14 protein-coding genes are annotated in these 20,075 nt (G+C 68.7%); 6 read left to right on the top strand and 8 right to left on the bottom strand.

Translation table 11 applies throughout. The features are described from left to right. Window position 1: 1 nt before the first annotated feature. Genes XM1_RS19995 through XM1_RS20005 form a run of 3 tightly spaced genes read right to left on the bottom strand, consistent with a single transcriptional unit; the run spans window position 2 to window position 2,743 of the window. On the bottom strand, window positions 2-1,042 hold the full coding sequence (locus tag XM1_RS19995) for a hypothetical protein (protein WP_068436596.1): 1,041 nt from the start codon (window positions 1,040-1,042) through the stop codon (window positions 2-4). Continuing rightward, window positions 1,039-1,539, bottom strand: coding sequence for a hypothetical protein (locus XM1_RS20000; protein WP_068436597.1), 501 nt, complete (start codon window positions 1,537-1,539; stop codon window positions 1,039-1,041). Before XM1_RS20000 ends, XM1_RS19995 begins: the two co-directional genes overlap by 4 nt. Window positions 1,540-1,582: 43 nt before the next feature. Continuing rightward, window positions 1,583-2,743, bottom strand: coding sequence for a GNAT family N-acetyltransferase (locus tag XM1_RS20005; RefSeq protein ID WP_068436598.1), 1,161 nt, complete (start codon window positions 2,741-2,743; stop codon window positions 1,583-1,585). 137 nt (window positions 2,744-2,880) lie between these two features. Between XM1_RS20005 and XM1_RS20010 the strand changes: the two genes are divergently transcribed. Then, the gene (locus tag XM1_RS20010) at window positions 2,881-4,488 is read left to right on the top strand and encodes an FAD-binding oxidoreductase (RefSeq protein ID WP_068436599.1); all 1,608 of its coding nucleotides are present in this window, start codon (window positions 2,881-2,883) and stop codon (window positions 4,486-4,488) included. Between the two features lie 90 nt (window positions 4,489-4,578). Here the strand turns inward: XM1_RS20010 and XM1_RS20015 are convergent, their stop codons facing one another. After that, window positions 4,579-6,381, bottom strand: coding sequence for an ATP-binding protein (locus XM1_RS20015; protein ID WP_068436600.1), 1,803 nt, complete (start codon window positions 6,379-6,381; stop codon window positions 4,579-4,581). Next, on the bottom strand, window positions 6,378-7,244 hold the full coding sequence (locus XM1_RS20020) for a PhnD/SsuA/transferrin family substrate-binding protein (protein ID WP_068436602.1): 867 nt from the start codon (window positions 7,242-7,244) through the stop codon (window positions 6,378-6,380). The genes XM1_RS20015 and XM1_RS20020 overlap by 4 nt, the downstream gene beginning before the upstream one ends. Before the next feature lie 286 nt (window positions 7,245-7,530). On the opposite strand from XM1_RS20020, the gene XM1_RS20025 reads away from it, so the two are divergent. From XM1_RS20025 to XM1_RS20040, 4 genes are all read left to right on the top strand, one after another. Further along, window positions 7,531-9,957: a helix-turn-helix domain-containing protein gene (locus XM1_RS20025; RefSeq protein ID WP_156428805.1), complete on the top strand. Its 2,427-nt coding sequence runs from the start codon at window positions 7,531-7,533 to the stop codon at window positions 9,955-9,957. Between the two features lie 79 nt (window positions 9,958-10,036). Then, complete coding sequence (locus tag XM1_RS20030; protein ID WP_068436606.1) at window positions 10,037-10,624, top strand: hypothetical protein; 588 nt, start codon at window positions 10,037-10,039, stop codon at window positions 10,622-10,624. Window positions 10,625-10,778: 154 nt separating this feature from the next. After that, the gene (gene nifA, locus XM1_RS20035) at window positions 10,779-12,461 is read left to right on the top strand and encodes a nif-specific transcriptional activator NifA (protein ID WP_068436608.1); all 1,683 of its coding nucleotides are present in this window, start codon (window positions 10,779-10,781) and stop codon (window positions 12,459-12,461) included. Further along, window positions 12,458-13,030 (top strand): tyrosine phosphatase family protein, encoded by a 573-nt coding sequence (locus XM1_RS20040; protein WP_068436609.1) that lies wholly within the window; start codon window positions 12,458-12,460, stop codon window positions 13,028-13,030. Before nifA ends, XM1_RS20040 begins: the two co-directional genes overlap by 4 nt. 71 nt (window positions 13,031-13,101) lie before the next feature. On the opposite strand, the gene XM1_RS20045 is transcribed toward XM1_RS20040, so the two are convergent. Then, window positions 13,102-14,787, bottom strand: coding sequence for a monovalent cation:proton antiporter-2 (CPA2) family protein (locus XM1_RS20045; RefSeq protein WP_231920601.1), 1,686 nt, complete (start codon window positions 14,785-14,787; stop codon window positions 13,102-13,104). Between the two features lie 147 nt (window positions 14,788-14,934). Between XM1_RS20045 and XM1_RS20050 the strand changes: the two genes are divergently transcribed. After that, entirely contained in the window at window positions 14,935-15,963 is a 1,029-nt protein-coding gene (locus tag XM1_RS20050) for an IS110 family transposase (protein ID WP_068430816.1), read from the top strand. 295 nt (window positions 15,964-16,258) lie between these two features. Here the strand turns inward: XM1_RS20050 and XM1_RS20055 are convergent, their stop codons facing one another. Beyond that, window positions 16,259-17,941, bottom strand: a complete 1,683-nt coding sequence (locus XM1_RS20055) for a methyl-accepting chemotaxis protein (RefSeq protein WP_172821948.1) — start codon at window positions 17,939-17,941, stop codon at window positions 16,259-16,261. Window positions 17,942-18,148: 207 nt separating this feature from the next. Continuing rightward, the gene (gene leuA / locus XM1_RS20060) at window positions 18,149-19,807 is read right to left on the bottom strand and encodes a 2-isopropylmalate synthase (protein ID WP_068436612.1); all 1,659 of its coding nucleotides are present in this window, start codon (window positions 19,805-19,807) and stop codon (window positions 18,149-18,151) included. Window positions 19,808-20,075: the final 268 nt, after the last annotated feature.

Raw genomic sequence — 20,075 nt, forward strand, 5'->3', positions numbered from 1 at the left:
TCTACCCCATCCGGTCGCGCCACTCCAGCAGACGGTACACCGCCCGGCCCAATACCCAGCCGTCGGCGAGGCCCGAGACGGTCAGATCGGCATGGGCAAGGCTGTCCAGGCGGTAAAGCCGGCCATGGGGCAGCGCGGCGGCCAGGGCCGCGCCCTCGCCCACCGGCACGATGCGGTCGTCACGACCGTGGATGACCAGCATTTCAGGCGCGAAGCCCGACAGATCACGGGCGGAAAGGTCCAGCCGGCCGATCTCGTCCTTGATCCCGGGCGGCAAGGCATCGATCAGGGCAGCCACCCGCTCCGGATCGGCATTGTCCAACAGCGCCATGACCGCCACGCCCTGTGGCCCCAGCCGCCGGGCGAGGTCGTCGATGGCGGCCCCCGGATCGCCCATGCGCCGCCGGGCGATGGCTTCCAGCAAGGTGCGGTCGCCGGAATCGGTGAGGCGCCGCGCATTGCTCAGAACGAACACCCACTTGCCGTAGGCGTTGGGCTCCAGCCTTTGGCCGCCCCAAGTTCCGGTGGTGAAGAAGCCGATCACCCGGCGCGCGTCATAGGGCGGCCCCACCGCCACCATCACGGCGAGCTTGGCCGCCACATCCGCCTCCAGGGCGGCCAGCACCGCCGGCACGGCGGCATAGGAGATGGCGGCCAGCGCCACCTTGTCCCCCGGCGCATGGCGCACCGCCCGGGCCACCTCGTCGGCATCGGCGGCCGACAGCGTCAGCGCCTTGGCGCCTGCCAGATCGGGCACCATCACCCGCCAGCCCGCTCCCACCAGCGCGCCGGCGAAGCGAACCAGCCGGGGATCGTCCTTGCCGGCAGCGGCGGCGCCGGGCAGCAACACCAGCACCGGCCCGCTCTGGCCATAGAGATCGGCCCGCCCGCCGGGATAGGCCACGCTTCGGGGGGCGATGGGGGCAGCCGAGCCGCCCAGGGCGGCCATCAGGCGGATCGTGTCGAGAAGTCGGCTACCGGGCGGCGAGACGAGGCCGAGGATGACGGCGAGGAGAAGGGTCGGGAGGCCGAAGCGCCTCACACCTCGATCTCCCCCAGCTTGGCCTGGGTTTCCTTGAGGCGGTCGGCCTTTTTCTTCATCTCGTGTTCCATGCGCTTGATGCGCTTGTCCAGTTCCTCGATATGGGCCAGGCGTTCGACCCGCTTTTCCTTGTTGTAGCCCGAGACGAAACGCTTGATGCCCCAATCGGCGGTGACGAAGAACAGGGCGGCGCCGGCCACCAGCACGATGATGGCCGCCACGCCGCCATAGGCGCTGTTGACCGCCACCATGGCCCCCCAGAAGCCGATGGTCACCAGGGCCGAGGCGGTGGCCAGCACCAGCCGGTTGACCGTCTGGTCGTGGCGCATCTGGCGCTTTTCATGCTCGCGCATGGCGTTGACGATCTCTTCCTTGGCGATGGCCTGCCAGGTGCGGAACGACATGCCCTTGACCGTCCGGTTGTCGCGGATGGTCTGTTCCAGCTTGCGCACCAGGTAATCGGCTTTCTGTTCCGGCGTCGGGCCTTCGGCGGCCAAGTCTCGTCTCCTGCGGATGTGGCGACCGCAGTTTAATCACCCGCTACCCTTTGCGGAAAGGCCCTTCCTCGGCCTGTTCGGCGATGTCCTCGGCCACCAGGGCGCGCTCGTGGGCGAGGTAGCGGGCCACCGGCTCGGCCAGTCCGGGATCGGCGATCCAGTGGGCGGAGTAGGTGGCGGTGGGCAGATAGCCCCGGCTGACCTTGTGCTCGCCCTGGGCGCCGGCCTCGACGCGGGCAAGGTTGTGGGAAATGGCGAAGTCGATGGCGCGGTAGTAGCAGGCCTCGAAATGCAGGAAGTCCACGTGCCGCCCGCCGCCCCAGGTGCGGCCATACAGGGTATCGTCGCCCAGCATGTTGAAGGCGGCCCCCAGCGGCTCGCCGTCCGCCTCGGCCCAGACCAGCACCACGGATTCCGCGAGCGGCGAGGCGGACAGCTCCTCGAAGAAGGCGCGGCTGACATAGGCGCGGCCCCATTTGCGGTCCACCACCGCCTGGTAAAAGGCGTGAAAGACGTCCCAGTGCCGCGCCTTGACGTCGGCCCCCACCAGGGTGGCGAGCCGCGCGCCCGAGCGCGCCACGGCGTCGCGCTCCTTCCTGATCTGCTTGCGTTTCCGGGACGACAGCCGCCCCAGGAAGTCGTCGAAGCTCTGGTAGCCGTCGTTGCGCCAGTGGTACTGGCTGCCCAGGCGCTGCAGGTAGCCCGCCTGCCCCAGCCCGTCATATTCGGCCAGGGTGGGAAAGGTCACGTGCACCGAACTGGCCCCCAGACGCCGGGCCAGATCGACCATGGCCGACGCCAGCACCCGGCGCAGCAGGGCGGCGTCCTCGCCGGCGCGGACCAGCAGGCGCGGCCCAGTGACCGGCGTGAAGGGCACGGCGCATTGCAGCTTGGGGTAATAGGCGCCGCCGGCCCGCTCGTAGGCCTGGGCCCAGGACCAGTCGAAGACGTATTCGCCGAAGGAATGGCGCTTGAGGTAAAGGGGCGCGGCGGCCAGCAGCCGCCCCTCGCCATCCCTGACCAGGATATGGCGGGGCAGCCAGCCGGTGGCGGGCGCGGCCGAGCCGGACCGCTCCATGGCATTAAGAAAGGCGTGGCGGACAAAGGGGTTGCCGGTGCCGGCACAGGCATCCCACTCGGCCGCGCCAGCTTCCGAGACGGCGGCGGCGATGGTGACGGTCAGGGGGCGGGTTCCATCGGGCATGTGGCGAAGATGAGCATTTTCCGCAAGGATTCCAAGATACGCATGCCCCTCATGACGCAACCCGCCCCTTCGGGGAGTATCAATTCCGGTGCAGGAAATGCTATGGGAGGGCCCGCATCACCCGAACCTCGCGGATCATGAGCGCTTCCATCGACTTTTCATCGCTGCCCTGGGCCGAGCTGACCGACGACGGCGGCAAGCTGCTGCGGGCCCGGCTGCTCGCCACCCATGACGTCACGCAAGCCGTTTCCCAGGCTGTGTCCGCCAACTGGGCGGTGATGCCGGCGGGCGGCCTGACCAGCGCCATCGGCTCCTACGACTACGCCGACGAGGGCATCGCCGGGTTCGCCGGCATCGTCGCCATCCGCCCCAAGGGCGCGCTGGCCGCCGAGACCGTCGCCGCCGACACCGATCTGGCGGAGATCAGGACCCATCAGGTGGCCATCGACATGGCCAGGGGCATGGTATCGGCGGGCGCCGGCCTCACCTTCACCCAGGTCAACGCCGCCCTGGCCGAGGCGGTCGGCCCCAACGCCCGCATCCTGGTCGACCTCACCAGCATCGGCTCGGCCTTCGTCGGCGGCGTGGTGGCCACCGGCGGCATGGGGCCGCTGCGCCTTAGCCCGCTCGGCACCCTGGACGCCATCTGCCTGGCCGATGGCGGCGAGACGCCGCGCCTGATCGAGGGCGCATCCCTGGCCGACGTGCAGGGCATGCAGGGCTGGACCGGCATGGTCGCCGCCGCCCGCTTCCGCTACGTGGAGGTTCCCACCGGCGAATTCGGGCTGGTTCTGCCGGTCCAGGGCTCGGACGTGGACACCATCGCCGGATTGCTGGCCTGGCTGCGCCCCTGGACCCGCATTTCCCTGCCGGAACAGGCCGGCGGCCGCATCAGTGGCGAGGGCGGCGAGACGGTGCTGAACGGCATCGAACTGGTCAGCCGCGATTCGCTGGAAGCCTTCATCGAGCATTCGGAGGAGCCGGCGCGGTCCAAGGCGCAGGGCCTGCTGCAATCGTGCGAATACGCCGGCGCCGACATGCTGGCTTGCCTGACCGGCTGGTCGGAACTGTCCATCGACGACGTGCTGATGAGCCTGTTGGACCCCGAGACCGAGACCATCGGCGGCGTGATGATCGATTTCGGCGTGGGCTTCTCGTCGGGCGCCGAGATGGAGACCTTCCGCGCCATCCGCGAAGGTGCGCCCGACCTGGCCCGCACCAGGGCCCGAATCGTGCAGCCGGGCATGATGAAGCCCTGGAGCACGTCCACCGACATCAACATCGTGCTGCCCGGCGACACCTCGGCCATCGTCTCGGTGCTGGAGGCCTATGCCGATTACCGCGCCGCCATCCGCACCCTGGCCCGCGAGCTGAAGGGCGCCGTCGAGGTGGAGCTGTCGGCCTACGGCCACCTGTCGCCGTCGGGCATCGACCCCCACCACCGCGTCACCCTGTTCGCCGCCGAAGGCAGCGAGGCCGCCCTGGCCGGCGCGCGCCAGGCGGTGGCGGCCAACAAGCGCACCCTGATCCACGACCTGCTGTTCGCCGCCAAGAGCCACGGCCTGGACGTGACGGGCGGCGAGAAAGGCGCGCCCTCCCTGGTGGAGATCGCGCGCGCCGCCGGCGGCGAGGGCCGTCTGCCCGAAGGCCTGAAGGCCGCCTTCGCCCGGGCGCGGGCTGCCGTGATGGCCGCCCCCGCCCAGTTCAGCTTCCGCGCACCCATCGAGCTGCGGACGGCGGACTGACCCGATGGCGGGCGGGACGCCCGCGCTCCATTAGAACATGGCGCGGTTTGGGGCGCGGGCGTCCCGCCCGCATTCCCGCCTCCCGACCGATCACACCGTTTCCGGCTGGGCCATGGTGGGCAGCCACACATGCACGGTGGTCCCCTGTCCGGGCACCGAATCCAGCCACAGATTGCCGCCATGCATCCTGGCCACCTTGAGCGCCGAGGCCAGCCCCAGCCCGGCCCCGGGGAAGGTGGAGCGCGAATGCAGCCGCGAGAATGGCCGGATGATGGTCTGCAGGTACTGGGCGTCGATGCCGATGCCGTTGTCGGCGATGTCGATGCGCCAGCCGTCGCGCTCGGGCACGGCGGAGATGGAAACCTTGGGCGCCTCCTCGGGCCGCACGAACTTGATGGCGTTGCTGATCAGGTTCTCGAACAGGATGAACAGCAGCACCGGGTCGGCATGGACGGTGGGAAGCTCGCCCACCCGGAACTCGGCGTCGGTGCCGGCCGACATGGCGCGGCAATCGACGATGGCCTGTTCCACCACCCGGCGGCAATCCACCGGGGCGAAGGCGGCCATGGGACGGTTGGAGCGGGTGTAGTCCACCAGGCCCTTGACCAGCAGGCTGAGCTGGTTGGCGCCCTCGCGGATGAAGTTCATGCTGCTCTGCGCCCGCTCGGGCAGATCCTCGCCGAACTCGCGGTCCAGGCGCTGGGTATAGGCCAGGATGTAGCGGATGGGTTCCTGCAAATCGTGGGAGGCGGCGAACAGCATGCGCTCCAGTTCCGCCTTGGCCTCCACCAGCATGTCGGCGCTGTGCTTTTGCACCGTCACGTCGCGGATGGACGAGCGCGAGCCCAGCGGCTCGCCCGCCCCGTCGAAGATGGGCTGCCAGGACATGGCCACCCACTGGACCTCGCCCGCCTTGGTCAGCACCCGGAACTCCATGTCCTTGCCGGACTGTCCCCCCCTGGCCGCCGCCAGGAAGTCGCGCACCTGGGGACGGTCCTCCTCGACCACCATGGGCAGGGGGAAATCCTCCATGGCGTGGCATTCGGCGACGCCATAGCCGGTGACCCGCTCCACCGCCGGGTTGACCCAGCGCAGGCGCCCGTCGGCGTCGAACCAGTTCTCCCAGGCATAGGTGTAATCGGCGATGGCGCGGAAACGCTTCTGGCTTTCGTCCAGATCGTGGATGCGCGATTCCACGGCGCTGGACATGGAATTGAAGGCCTGGGTCAGGACGGCAACCTCGTCCTTGCCCTCCAGCTTGAGGCGGATGGAGAAGTCGCCCCCCGCCACCTTGAGCGACGCCCGGGTCAGCAGGTCGAGATGCCGCGTCAGCCAATAGCCGATGGCGGCCAGCAAGGTGATGGTCAGCACCACCTCGGCGACGGCGATGCCGACGCTCTGATGCAGCAATTCGCGGCGCGCCGTGGCCAGGAAGGTGGTGTCGACCCCGTAGCGGGCCTCGCCGTAGCGCTGGCCCAGGAAGACGATGTCGAACGCCCCCCGGTATTCGGGCAGGTCCGGCGACAGCACCTTGTCGGCGGGCGGAAGCGGCCCCTCGGCATCCCGGCCCCAGGCGGCCACCACCTTGCCCACGCTGTTGGTCACCACCATGTAGGTGATGCTCTTGGACACCCCCCAGCCCTCGGCGATGCTTTGCAGCGCGGCGTAGTCGCGCTCGGCCAGCTGGCCCGCCAGGGTGATGTTGAACGACGCCTCCTGGGCCTGCAGCCGGGCTTCGGTGCTGGCGGCCAGATGGGTCTGGATCAGGCGCACGCCATTGGCCACCAGCAGGGTGAGCATGACCACTTCGACCACCACGCTGAACGCCAGAAGCCGCAGCCGCAGCGAATTGACCGGTTTGACCGAAGGCGGACGCGGATAGCCGAAGGTCAATGCCCCCTCCTGCTCTTGATGCTGTCCAACATGTCGGCATAGGGCCGGGCCTGGCGGATGTCGGCGGCCTCCAGCGGCACCAGCCCCTTGAACCCGCCGGACTTGAAGAACGCCTTGCCCTCCTCGGTGTCCCCGAAACTCCCCAGCGACTGGCGGATCGCCTCGACGGCGTCGGCCCCCAACCGGTTATGGGCCAGGAACATCTGGTGCGGCATGCGCAGACGGCTGGGAAAGGACGCGACCTGATCGCGCAGGTCTTCGGGAAGCTGCTGCATCACCGACGGGCTGCTGATGGCGGCGTCGGCGTCGCCGATGGCCACCGCCCGCATGGCCGTGGCGTGGCTGGCCACTTCCTCCAGGATGTAATCCCTTCCGGCCCGCATGCCGTAATCCACCGACAGCCAGGTTTCCGCCACCACCGACAGGGCGGCCAGGCGGTCGGCGGTCAGCACGCGCCGCCCCCGCAATTGCGGGGCTTCGCGCAGGGCGCTTTGCTTGGGCACGACGATCAGCGGCGTCAACTCCTGATGGTAGCGAAACAGCGGCACATAGCCGATATCGGCGGCCACCACCCCGAAATGCGGCGCGGCCACCAGCACGTCGAACTCCTCGGCCCGGATGTCGTCGAGATAGGCCTGAAAGGACCCGGCGGTATAAAGCTCGACCGGATGGCCCAACGCCTGCTCGAGGCGGTGGCGCACGGGATCGTAGAGCTTCAGAAGGCTGAGCGTGGCGATGGTGGGCAGCAGCCCGATCCGGACGGGACGCGAAATCTGCACCTTCGCGCCGGCCATGGCCGGCGTCGCCGCAAACAGCCCCGCCAGCAGAATCGTGATGATGAAACGGCCCAAACCCGGAATCATTGCTCCCCCCGACCCGCATCGACAACCATAGCATGCCGGAAAACCCCGGCAAACGAATTGAGCATGGCGGCCATTCAATCAGTACGGGGAAACGATCCACCCCTTTTAGGTTGAGACATAGACTCTTGGAATAGGCTGAAATATTTGCGCCAGTGACATAAACTATTAAAATCTGTGTTGTAGCGTGTAGGAACGGAAATTCTCTCTCCGATGAATCGTCAAATGAATCATCGCGAGAAGAATCGACAGGTGGGGTTCGGACAACCTCCAGTCGGGTATATGTTGTATGAAGGTTAAGGGCGGACGGAAGGGTAAGTTTTCTCCCAAGCGCATGGCCTCGCTGCCGCGCTGGAGGAAAGCTCGTCCTGAATTCCAGGCGCCGCACCATATCACCCCCTTCGAACGTCTCGCCCTCCTGTCCCGCCGCCGCCGGAATCAGTCCACCGATCCCGTATCGCCGGCCGAATCCCAGCCTCTGCCCCCCACCCTGCACAGCCGCGATCTTCCGCCCTCCCTTTTCGCCGAACGGGTGATCGGCTGGGGACGCGGCCTCCTGCGCCGCCGGCTGGCCGGCATGGGGAAATTGCCCGCCGCCGTGTTGCGCCTGATCAGCGCGCCATGGGTCTCGCTGGCCGACGGCATCCGCTCGGCCTTCGCCCCGGTGTCGGCCGAGGGCGATCGCAACAGGGGCACCACGGCCTTTCACACCCCGCGCCACGAACCGGCCGCCGCCCCGGCCGGCCCGGCCCTGTCCGCGACTGACGCCAGCGCCATCATCGCCGAAGCCCTGGCGGACCTGCCCGACAAGGGAATTTCCGAACTTCCCGCCGACCTGCCGACCCTGGCGCTTCTGCTGTCGGACCCGCTGCCCGTCGACGACTTCAAGGCGTCGGACCTGGTCCGCGACTGCTTCGCCTCCCTGGGCGCGGCGGCGGGACAAAGCCGGGCCCTGCTGGGCGTCGCGCTCCGCCTGACGCGGGAATTCGGCCAGCCGACCCGGCGCCCCCTGGCGGCGGACCGGGCCTGGCGCATGCTGGACTCCGCCATTTTTGAAGACGAGATGGCCGAGCAGCTGGAGGCCATCCGCGCCTTCATCTCCAACTGGCAAAAGACCCAGCAGACCTTCCTGGTCCTGGAATTCAGCGAGATCGACCTGATCGAATGGCTGTTCGAATGCCTGCATCCCGGCCGGCATTCGGACGTCCTGTTCGAGGTGATGAACTTCAAGGTTCTGTCCAACCGCCGTCAGGGCATCCTGCGGCGCATTCCCCACCGGGTCCGCAAGTTCGTCAAGGATGCCGGCGAGGGACACGAGGCGGTGCTCTACGCCGCGGGAACCCGCGCCTATCTGAACCGCATCGTCACCACCCACGGCTTCACCCCCATCGTCGAGACCGCCACCCTCTGCCTGGAAGAGGTGGAGAAGGTCCTGGAGAAGATGAAGCCGCCGGCCCTTCCCGGCCCCGCGGGCGAAGGCGATGGCCAGGCGCTGGCCCGCATCACTCCCATCAAGATGCCGGCCTCGGAACTGGCCGAGCAGGCCATCGCCGCCGCCCGCGCCCCGGCCGCCCCCATGACGCCCCCGGCCATGGGCCAGCCGCCCGCCCGCCCGCCGGTGGCGCCGCAGCCTCTGTCCGCCCAGCCGCTGCCGCCCAGGCCCCAGGCGCCCCTGTCGCAGTCCCCCCTTGCCCAGTCCCCCCTTGCCCAGACCGCCCAGCCCTCGGCCGCCCAGGCGCAGGTTCCGGCCCTGGCGCCGGCTCCCGCGGCCACGGGGGTGCGTCCCGCCACCATCCGGTTGCAGCCCAAGCACATCCGCGCCGGCGCGGAACTGACCATTCCGTCGCGTTCGGCCGGGAAGATCCCGCTGGGCCCCATCTTCTCCACCGATGGCGACACTCATGCCCCGGTCCCCGCCATCTCGGTGAAGAGCGAGCAGACCCGTCCCGGCGCCCGGCCCACGCGCATGCCCGGCCCGGTCAACGCCGTCATCCCGGCCGCCCTGCCGCATCTGGCCCTGCCGCCACCCGCCTCGGCCGCCGCCCCCCAGGCGCAGCCCCCCGTGGCCGTCGCCCCGCAGCCCCCGCGTCCCGCCACCGGCCGCGTCACCCCGTCCCTGCCCGGCCGTCCCGCTGCCGCGCCGCCCAAGGAAATCGTCGCGGTCCAGCCCAAGGCCGCCCCCATTCCGGTCCAGCCCATTCCGGTGCCAGCGGCCAAGGCTCCGGCGGCGGCTTCCGCCCCCATTCCGGTTCCTCCGCTCAGTCAGCCTCCGGTGCGGGCCCAGGCTCCCGCCCCGGTCGTGGCCGCCGCCCCGCCGCCGGCCCTGGCCGAGAACGTCACCAAGCTCACCATGGTGCAGAAGCGGCGCCTGCCCATCACCCAGGCGCTCAAGCGCCAGTCGGTGATGCGGGTGCTGCGCGGCGAAGACCCCGAACTGGTCGCCCAGGCCATCGGCATCAGCCGGCCCAAGCTGGACGAATGGGTCGACACCTTCATCGCCGCCGGCGCCGGCGCGCTGACCACCAGCCGCAAGCGCAAGTCCGAGGAGCTGACCGTCGACACCCTGCGGACCAAGCTGGCCGAGGTCCTGGCCACCGCCCAGCTGATCGAGCAGGTGATGGAAGCCTCGCTGCCGCGGCGTCCCATGCTGCTGCCCGCCCCCCAGGAGGGCGCCGCCGAGACGCCCAAGCCGCGCTCGCGCAAGAAGCGGGTCTGACCTTCCCATTCGCGATTTCCCCCGCTTTGCCGTGGGGCTTATCCTGATCCCAGGGCTCGTCACCATGGGGAGAGCCGCCATGATCAAAACGTTTCTCGGCGTCCTGTTCCTGATGATCGCCGCTCCGGCGGCGGCGCAGGAGATGCCGGCCGCCACCATCGTCGTGTTCGACGCGATCTGCCTGACCTGCCACGAAGGCGAGTGCAGCGGCCGCATGGCGCTGCGCACCGAGCGGGCCGCCGACGGGCTGGCCGGCCATGTAGCAAGCTATGCCGGCCCGCAGGACGACGGCATGGTCAGCCGGCTCAAGACCCTGATGAGCCGGCTCAAGACCGAATGCCGCATGCCGTCCCCGCCGGTGGCCATTCCCCCCGGCGGGGTGTGGCAGCCCTCGGCCCTGGCCCAGGTCACCCTTCCCGACCGCCAGAAGCTGTTCGTTCCCCTGGGACGGCTGGAGCCCGGACGGCACTCAGCCTCGCTCAGCCTCGACACCGCCCAGCGGCTGCGGCTGCAGGTGGTGGCCGACACCTTCGACATCGTGCTGGACGAGGAAGACACGGTCGGACCCGACAGTCTGCGCATCCACTGGCCGGTGGACGAGGCCGGCGCGTATTTCCTGCGCATCCAGAGCCGCGCTCCCATCGGCGCCCTGCGCATAGGGCCATGAAGCCGCCCCACCCGCCCGGGCTGCCCAAGCGGGTGTGGACGCAGGCACGCCGATGAACTAAGAATTATGGAAGCAATCAAGAAAAGGTGGGGGGAGCGGGTCGCGGCGTGTCGCTGCGGCGTTGTTCCGGCGTGCTGGCCAATTGGTGGATTGAATGCGTATGACGGCCCAGAAGAGTGACGAAAGCGCCCTGCCGCTGATCGGCATCTATGAGATCAGCAAGATTCTCGGCGCCACCCTCGACCTCGACAAGGCGCTCCACGACGTCCTCAACGTCCTGTCTTCCTACCTCAACATGCGCCACGGCGCCGTGGTGCTGAAGGACGAGGCCGGCAAGCCCCATCTGTCCGCCGTCACCGGCATGTCGCTGCGCCTGGCCCGCGAGGGCGTGCTGAAATATCCCTTCGCGGCGGTGGACAAGGTGATCGCCACCGGCATTCCCATGGTGGTGCCCGACGCCGCCGAGGAACCGCTGCTGGCCGAATACATGGCCGAGAACGACGACACCCTGGAAGACGAGCGCCTCTCGTTCTTCTGCGTCCCGGTCAAGACCACCGACAAGCCGTTCGGGGCGCTGTCGGTGGAGCGTTCGTGGGACGGCGGGGCCCAGCACGTGTTCGAGCACGACCTGCGCTTCCTGACCATGGTCGCCACCCTGATCGGCCAGACCGCCAGCCTGCACCGCAAGCTGGCCAACGACCGCGAAACCCTGATGACCGACGCCGCCCGGCTGCAAAAGCGCATGGCCGAGGTCCGCCCCGCCTTGCCCATCCGGGGCCTCGAGGACGTGGTCGGCAATTCCGAGGCCATGGCCCGCGTCTTCGCCCAGGTGCAGCAGGCGGCGCCCACCAAGGCCACCATCTTGCTCCGTGGCGAAAGCGGCACCGGCAAGGAACTGGTGGCGCGCGCCGTCCACGTGCTGTCGGCCCGCGCCCAGAAGCCCTTCATCAAGGTCAATTGCGCCGCGCTGTCGGAAAGCGTGCTGGAATCCGAACTGTTCGGCCACGAGAAGGGCGCCTTCACCGGCGCGGTGGCCGAGCGCAAGGGCCGCTTCGAGCTGTCCACCGGCGGCACCTTGTTCCTGGACGAGATCGGCGAGATCTCCGCCAACTTCCAGGCCAAGCTGCTGCGCGTGCTGCAGGAAGGCGAGTTCGAGCGGGTCGGCGGCAACAAGACCGTCAAGGTCGACGTCCGCCTGATCGCCGCCACCAACCGCGACCTGGAAGCGGGCGTCGCCGACGGCTCGTTCCGCGCCGATCTCTATTACCGCCTCAATGTGGTGCCCATCTTCCTGCCGCCGCTGCGCGAGCGCTCGGGCGACATTCCGCTGCTGGCCATGTACTTCCTGAAGCAGTTCAACGAGGAGAATGGCCGCGCCATGGCCTTCTCCCACAGCGCGCTGGAAGCGCTGCAGCGATGTTATTTCCCCGGCAACGTGCGCGAGTTGGAGAACTGCGTCTACCGCACCGCCACCATGACCAAGGGCGAGGTCATCGACGAGATGGACCTGTCGTGCAAGCACGACACCTGCCTGTCGTCCACCCTGTGGCACAAGCGCAATCCCACCGACAAGGCCGCGCCCACCCTGAGCGCCCCCATTCCGGTGCCCACCGGCCCGCTGTCGGCGCCGCCCCCCGCCGCGCCGCCGCCGGCCCCGGCCCCGTCCGCCGACACCGCCGCCCCCGACGACGAGGACCTGTCCGAACGCGACCGCCTGGTCCAGGCCATGGAACGCTGCGGCTGGGTCCAGGCCAAGGCCGCCCGCCTGCTGGGCCTGACGCCGCGTCAGATCGGCTACGCCCTGAAGAAGCACAACATCGAGATTCAGCAACTGTGACGACCAAGCCCCCGCTGCTGCCCTTTCCGCTGACCATCTGCGGCATCGACGAACTGCCCCGCCATGCCGGGGCGGGAATCAGCCACGTGGTGACCATCCTCGACCCCGAATGGCCGGACCCCGAGCATTTCGCCCTTTATCCGCCCCATGCCCGCACCATCTGGCGCTTCCACGACATCGTCAACCCGCAGGACGGCCAGATCCACGCCACCCATCGCGACGTGGAGGCCATCCTGGAATACGGCGCCGGGCTGAAGGCGGAATTGGTCGAACACCTGCTGATCCATTGCCACATGGGCATCTCGCGCTCGACGGCCACCGCCATCATCCTGATGGCCCAGCACAATCCGGGACGCGAGGCCGATTCCTTCACCCATCTGGCGGCCATCCGCCCCTTCTCCTGGCCCAATTCGCGCATGGTGCGCATGGCCGACGAGATGCTGGAGCGCAAGGGTGCCCTGGTCGAGGCCATGCGCCTGCACCACCACGGCGTGGCCCGCCTGCATCCCGACAAGATGCCCTATCTGCGGGCCAGCGAACGCGGCGCGGAAGTCCCACCGGAAGAGTAAGAGAACGGGATGCGGGCGGGACGCCCGCGCTCCGCGACCGGTTGGAGCGCGGGCGTCCCGCCCGCATCCCCTCACTCCTTGGTACGGCCGTAGCGGCGGTTGCGGTAGCCCTTGAGGCTGCGCTCCACCGCCTCGTCGTCGATTCCCGCCTGGCGCAGCACCGACCCCGCCATCTGCAGGCTGGCCTCCACCGTTTCCGGGATCACGGCGGTGGCGCCGATCTCGCCCAGCACCTGTTCCTGGGCGCGGTCGCGGGCACGCGCCACGATGGGCAGGCTGGGCGCGGTCTGGCGGATGCAGGAGATGGCGCGCTCGGCCTGGCGGGCCTCGTTGACGGTGATCACCGCCGCCCGGGCCTGGGCGACGCCGACCGAGCGCAGGATGCCGGTCCGCCCGGCGTCGCCGTAATAGGCGGGAATGCCGGCGGCGCGCGCCGCCGCCACCCGGTCGGCGTCCATGTCCAGCGCGATGAACGGAATGTCGTGCTCGGCCAGCAGGCGGGCGATGGCACGCCCCACCCGTCCATAGCCGGCAATGATCACGTGGTCGGCGAGGTGGCGGGCCGAATCGGGAATAGGCTCGGCGCCGCGTTCGGCGGGAGACAGGCGCTGGGCCAGACGCCGCCCCAGGGCGGCCAGCGCCGGGGTCAGCACCATGGACAGCGCCACGCTGGCCACCAGGGCCTGGCCCAGGCCGCCGTCGAGCAGCTTCAGCTCGGCGGCGCGGCCGAACACCACGAAGGCGAATTCGCCGCCCTGGGCCAGCAGGAACCCCACCCGCAACCCGTCGGCCCACCCCACCTTCATCAGGCGGCACAGCAACACCAGGGCCACGGCCTTGACCGCCATGGTCCCCGCCGTCAGCCCCAGCACCAGTCCCAGCCGGTCGGCGACGAAGGGCAGGTTGATGGACATGCCCACCGTCATGAAGAACAGGCCGAGCAGCAGGCCACGGAACGGCTCGATATCCGCCTCCACCTGATGGCGGTAGCGGGAATCGGCCAGCAGCAGCCCGGCCAGGAAGGCGCCCAGCGCCATGGACATGCCGGCCTCGCCGGTGACCCAGGCCACCGCCAGGACCAGCAGCAGGTTGGCGGCGGTGAACACCTCGGGGTTGCGGGCGCCGGCGATGAAGCGGTAGGCGGGACGCAGCAGGAAGCGCCCCACCACGAAGATGACGCCCATGACCAGTGCCACCTTGCCCCCGGCCAGGGCCAGGGCCTCGCCCACATGGCGGCCCTCGCCGGCCAGCAGGGGCAGCAGCACCAGCACCGGCACCACCGCCAGATCCTGGAAGATCAGCACCGCCACGGCGATGCGGCCGTGATGGGCCACCGCTTCGCCGCGCTCGACCAGGATGGCCAGGACGGTGGCGGTGGAGGAAAAGGCCAGGGTGATGCCCACCACCAGGGCCACGTTGACGCCGAGGTCGAAGTAAAGGGCGATGCCCAGGATCAGGGCGGCGCTGGCCGTGACCTGGGCCATCCCCAATCCCAGGATGTAGTGCCGCATGGTGCGAAGCCGCGACAGGGGCAGCTCCATGCCGATGGCGAACAGCAGGAACACCACCCCGAATTCGGCCAGCGGGCGGGTAACCTCGAGATCGACCACCGGGCCTGGGGTATAGGGTCCCAGCACGATGCCCGCCGCCAGATAGGCCAGCACGGAGGGAATGCCGAAGCGCTGGAACAACGGCACCAGCACCACCGCCGCCAGCAGCAGCGACAAGACATCGAACAACGCTTCAGAACCGTGCAAGCCGACACTCCCCGAACCAATGGGGAGAGTATAAAGCGCTAAGATCGTCGCGCATCAAATATGATGGGGTGGACGGCCCCTGCTCACCGGCGTCGCAATGCGCCAAGATGGTGGTTGTCGAGACACACCATTTGAAGGGGGCCGTCCATGACCGAGGTTAGCACGATTGGTTTTGATCTGGCGAAGCGGGTTTTCCAGGTCCACGGGGTCGATGGCGACGGTGCCGTGACGATCCGGCGGCAGTTGCGCCGCTCCGAGGTCGTGACGTTCTTCGCCAAGCTGTCGCCCTGCGTGGTGGGGATGGAGGCGTGCGCCTCAGCCCATTATTGGGCGCGGACGCTGGCCAAACTGGGGCATGAGGTGCGCCTGATCCCGCCCTCGCGGGTCAAGCCCTATGTCAAGCGAGGACGGAAGAACGACGCAGCCGACGCTGCGGCGATCGCCGAGGCGGTGACACGGCCGCACATGGAGTTCGTGCCGGTCAAGAGCGAGGAGGCGCAAGCGGTGCTGATGCTCCATCGCACCCGCCGCCTGTTGGTGACCCAGCGCACCATGCTCGGCAATGCGCTGCGGTCGCATTTTGCCGAATACGGCATCATCGAACCGGAGGGGCAAGGTGGGCTGGCAAGGCTGGTCGTCTGTGCGCTGGACGCACCGGATGCGGCATTGCCTCAGGCGGCTCGTGAAGCCATGGCGATGCTGGCCGCGCATGTGCGTGAGACCGACTCCAAGATCGATGCGCTGGATCACGAAATCCTGAGATGGCACCGTAACGACGCCGACAGCCAGAGGGTCGCCTCCATTCCCGGCATCGGCCCGCTGATCGCCAGCGCCATCGTTGCCGCCATGGGCGATCCCAAGCGCTTCAAGACGGGGCGAGACTTCGCCGCCTGGCTGGGGCTGGTGCCATCGCAGAATTCCACCGGTGGCAAAACCGTGCTGGGGCCGATCACCAAGGCTGGGGACCGCTATCTGCGGTCGCTCCTGGTGGTCGGCGCCACCGGCACTTTATGGCGGCGGCGCAAAGAGCAAGGCACATGGCTGGCGGGCATGATGGCGCGGGGTAAGACGGCACGGCAGATCTCCGTCGCCCTGGCCAACAAGATGGCGCGCACCGCCTGGGCCATCCTCGCCAAGGGTGGCCTCTATCACGACGCGGCAGCACAGGCCGCCTGAGAAAGAGCGCGAGGAACAACCAGTTGCGAGGGCGATGAAAGCGTGATGGCGACCGGTCAATCCAAGGAACGGCAAAACCCAGCGTACGTCATGGCCGCCAAGGTCGTAAATCTGATCGGGAGCCGTTTCACGGATCACATCATGGCCAGCGGTCAGAGTGCCGCGCAAACAGGCCGGACACATGACTGCACCCGACCGGGGCGTCAGCGCGAAAAAATCTCCTTGCAACGCAGGGGCTGTCCACACATGACGCGCGAGAATCCCGAGAATGAAGCGGGGGCGCGGAATCCGCGGTCTAGATGGCCTTGGCGTCGGCCAGGAAGCCGGTGATGGCGGCGCGCAGCGACAGGGCGCGATCGGAAAGGGCGTGGCCCATGCCGGCCAGGTCGGCGGCCAGGGCGCCGCTCGCCTCCACCTGCCGCGACACGTTGGAGATGCTGTCGGTCACCGCCTGCCCGCCCCTGGCGGCCTCCTGCGCGTTGAGCAGGATGGAATCCGTGACGTTTCCCTGCTCGACCGCCGCCGAGGCCACCGCCGCCGCCACCTCGTCCATGCGGGTGATGGAATCCGTCACCCGGTGGTTGGCGGCGACCACCTGGCTCACCGTCTCCTGCATGGCCGCCACATGGCGGCCGATCTCGTCGGTGGCGCGCGCCGTCTGGTTGGCCAGGTTCTTGACCTCGCCCGCCACCACGGCGAAGCCTTTGCCCGCCTCGCCCGCCCTGGCCGCCTCGATGGTGGCGTTTAAGGCCAGCAGGTTGGTCTGGGCGGCGATGTCGGTGATCAGGCCGACCACCTCGCCGATGCGCCTGGCGCCCTCGTCCAGGCTGGCCATGGTCGCCCCCGCGCCGTCCATCACCTCAACGGTTTCCCGCACGATGGCCGTCGTCTCGCGGATGCGTTCGGCGATGCCGTGATTGGACGCCTGCAACTGGGCGGTGGCCGAGGCCACCTCGTGGACGTTGGCGGCCGACTGGGCGGCGGCGGCGGCCACCGAGGCGCTTTCACGGCCGGTGTCGTCGACGTTGTGGTGCAGGTCGTCGGCGGCGGACGACACGGTGCGCACCACCTCGCCCACGCCGCCCAGCAGCGACTGAACGGTGCGGTCGAAATCGGCGGTGCGATGCTCCAGCTGCTCGGCCCGCTCCGCCCGGTGACGCTGTTCGGCCAGGGCGGCGGCCTCCAGCTCGCGGGTCCGGCGCATATTGTCGCGGAACACCTGCAGCGCGCGGGCGATTTCCCCGGTCTCGTCGCCACGCTCGGCACCGGCCACGGCATCGTCGAGATTGCCCTCGGCCATTCGCCTGGTGGCCTCCGCCACCCGCCCCAGCGGGCCGGTGACCGAGCGCCGCACCAGAATGGCGCTCACCAGCCCGCCGAGGATCAGGGCGGTCAGGGCGCCGAGCAGCAGGCCCGACTTCAGGCGCTCGGCGAAGGCGTCCATGGCGATGTGATGCTCTTCCACCTCGCGCTCGGCGGCGGCGGAATACTCGTCCACCAGCTTGCCCAGCTTTTGCCGGTTGGTCCGGTTGGCGTCGTTGTCGCCGAAGGCGCGGGCCGAAGGCGCCCCCTCGTCAAGGCCGAGGCGGATCAGTTCGCGCCGGAAGCGGATGAAGCTGGTCAGCTCCTGGTCCAGCTTGGCGAACTCCGCCGACTGGGACGCGGGCACCGCCGCCCGCCAGTCCCTGGCCAGCGCGTCGAAGGCGTCCAGGCTTTTGCCCATGGGAGCGGCGAATTTCTTCACCTCGGCCGCGTCGCGGGCCATGTAGATGCCCCGCGAATCCATCACCACCGCATAGATGGCGGCGCCGGCCCGCTGTCCGAAATCGGCGCGGCGCGTCGCGTCGAGAATGGCGTCGGTCCGGGTGTCGTACATGGCGATGGCCCATTGGCCCAGCGCGGCGATGCCAAGGGCGATTGCCGCCATCACCCCCATGAGGAGCTGGATCTTCACCCCGATGCGCAACCGTCCGGCCATGTTGCCCTCCATTTTGCGAGCATGGCGGCGGACAGCATCCTTTAAGGGAACCCGCACACACCTCCACACGGCCCAGGTTGGGCGCCTGCGGGGCGGGAGTCAACAGATTTCACATACTTAATGTATATAAATGAGATGTAATAACCATTCACCTTCTATATAAGGCGGGGCGGGAGCGGCAATACACACCACCCCCGCTGTATTACATCACCCCCGGTTCAACGCGCTGACCACCGCCTTCAGCGAGGCCATGGTGATGGAGGAATCCAGCGCGGCGCCATGGACCGAGCCGCCGCCTTCCCCGGCCACCTCCACATACGCCGCGGCCTGGGCCCCGGAACCGGCGCCCACGGCATGCTCGTGGTAGTCGCGCACCTTCACCTTGCGGCCCAACCCGGTCTCCAGGGCATGGATGAAGGCGTCCATGGGGCCGTTGCCCTTGCCCTCGATGCGCTTCTCGACGCCCTTGTCACGCACGGTGGCGGACAGCACCCGCACCCCGCCGCGACCCTCGGAATGGGTCTCGTATTCCACCAGCTCCAACGGCCAGTCCTTGAAATAGGTCTGGGAGAAGGCGGCCATGATCTCGCCCGAATCCAGCTCGCGCCCGGCCTTGTCGGCCATGGCCTGGACCACGCGGGCGAAGTCGATCTGCAGCGGCCGGGGAATTTCCAGGCCGTGGTCGCGTTCCAGCACGGCGGCGATGCCGCCCTTGCCCGACTGGCTGTTGATGCGGATCACCGCTTCGTAGCTGCGCCCCACGTCGGCCGGATCGATGGGAAGATAGGGCACCTCCCACACCGGGTCGTTGCCCTTCTTGCGCGCCGTGAAGCCCTTCTTGATGGCGTCCTGGTGCGAGCCGGAAAAGGCGGTGTAGACCAGCTCTCCGGCGTAAGGGTGGCGGGGATGGACGGGCAGGCCGGTGCAATGCTCGGCGGTGCGCCGCACGGTGTCGATGTCGGAAAGGTCCAGCGCCGGATCGACGCCCTGGGTGTAGAGATTGAGCGCCAGGGTGACGATGTCGACGTTGCCGGTGCGCTCGCCGTTGCCGAACAAGGTGCCCTCGACCCGGTCGGCGCCGGCCATCACCGCCAGTTCGGCGGCCGCCACCCCGGTGCCCCGGTCATTGTGGGGATGGACCGAGACGATGAGGCAATCGCGGTTCTTCACCGTGGCGCAGAACCACTCGATGACGTCGGCGTAGATATTGGGGGTCGACATCTCCACCGTGGCCGGAAGGTTGCAGATCATCCTGCGGTCCGGCGTCGCCCCCCAGGCCTCGGCTACCTTCTCGACGATCTCGACGGCGAAGTCGGGCTCGGTGCCGGTGAAGCTTTCGGGCGAGTACTGGAACACCACCTCGCCGCCGCTCCGGGCGGCCGAAAGCTCGCGGATGAGGCGTACGCCGCCCAAGGCAAGGTCGACGCAGCCCTGGCGGTCGATGCCGAAGACGATGCGGCGCTGCGCCTCGGAGGTGGAGTTGTACATGTGGACGATGCAGCGCTTCGCCCCGTCCAAAGCCTCGAAGGTGCGGCGGATGAGGTCCTCGCGCGATTGCACCAGCACCTGGATGGTGACGTCGTCGGGAATGTGGCCGCCCTCGATCAACAGGCGAATGAAGTCGTAATCGGTCTGGGACGCGGCGGGGAAGCCCACCTCGATCTCCTTGAACCCCATGCCGACAAGCGTCTTCCACAGGGCCATCTTGCGGTCCGAGCCCATGGGATCGATCAGCGCCTGGTTGCCGTCGCGCAGATCGACGCTGCACCACATGGGCGGCGTGGCGATGACGGCGTCGGGCCAGGTGCGGCGGGCGAGACGGATGGCGGGATAGGGGCGGTACTTGGTGCTGGCGGCAGGCATCATGGCCTGGTCCTCCTTGGGGTCGTTGCTGCTGATATGGGGAGCGCGGCCAGGTTTTGCGGCCGCCGGGCGGCCGCGAATGACCTTATGCCCGGCGACCGCAGGTTAGTCGCAGCAGCAGCAGGCCGGCGAAGGCCGGAGCAGGAACCGAGGAAGAGGAGGAGAGATGAGACATGAGAGCAAACCCGACCCGAAGGCTGAAACCACGAAAACCCGGAACCGTCCTTACGATTCCAGGGTGGATAGCAGCAGCAGGGCGAGCGTCGTGTTC

The sequence above is a fragment of the Magnetospirillum sp. XM-1 genome (assembly GCF_001511835.1).
Taxonomy (GTDB): domain Bacteria; phylum Pseudomonadota; class Alphaproteobacteria; order Rhodospirillales; family Magnetospirillaceae; genus Phaeospirillum.

What these genes read in the sequence shown, in the direction of transcription:
- XM1_RS20005 (WP_068436598.1), bottom strand. Translation starts at nt 2,743, where the DNA reads ATGCCCGATGGAACCCGCCCCCTGACCGTCACCATCGCCGCCGCCGTC.
- XM1_RS20010 (WP_068436599.1), top strand. Translation starts at nt 2,881, where the DNA reads ATGAGCGCTTCCATCGACTTTTCATCGCTGCCCTGGGCCGAGCTGACC.
- XM1_RS20020 (WP_068436602.1), bottom strand. Translation starts at nt 7,244, where the DNA reads ATGATTCCGGGTTTGGGCCGTTTCATCATCACGATTCTGCTGGCGGGG.
- XM1_RS20025 (WP_156428805.1), top strand. Translation starts at nt 7,531, where the DNA reads ATGAAGGTTAAGGGCGGACGGAAGGGTAAGTTTTCTCCCAAGCGCATG.
- XM1_RS20030 (WP_068436606.1), top strand. Translation starts at nt 10,037, where the DNA reads ATGATCAAAACGTTTCTCGGCGTCCTGTTCCTGATGATCGCCGCTCCG.
- nifA (WP_068436608.1), top strand. Translation starts at nt 10,779, where the DNA reads ATGCGTATGACGGCCCAGAAGAGTGACGAAAGCGCCCTGCCGCTGATC.
- XM1_RS20050 (WP_068430816.1), top strand. Translation starts at nt 14,935, where the DNA reads ATGACCGAGGTTAGCACGATTGGTTTTGATCTGGCGAAGCGGGTTTTC.
- XM1_RS20055 (WP_172821948.1), bottom strand. Translation starts at nt 17,941, where the DNA reads ATGGCCGGACGGTTGCGCATCGGGGTGAAGATCCAGCTCCTCATGGGG.
- leuA (WP_068436612.1), bottom strand. Translation starts at nt 19,807, where the DNA reads ATGATGCCTGCCGCCAGCACCAAGTACCGCCCCTATCCCGCCATCCGT.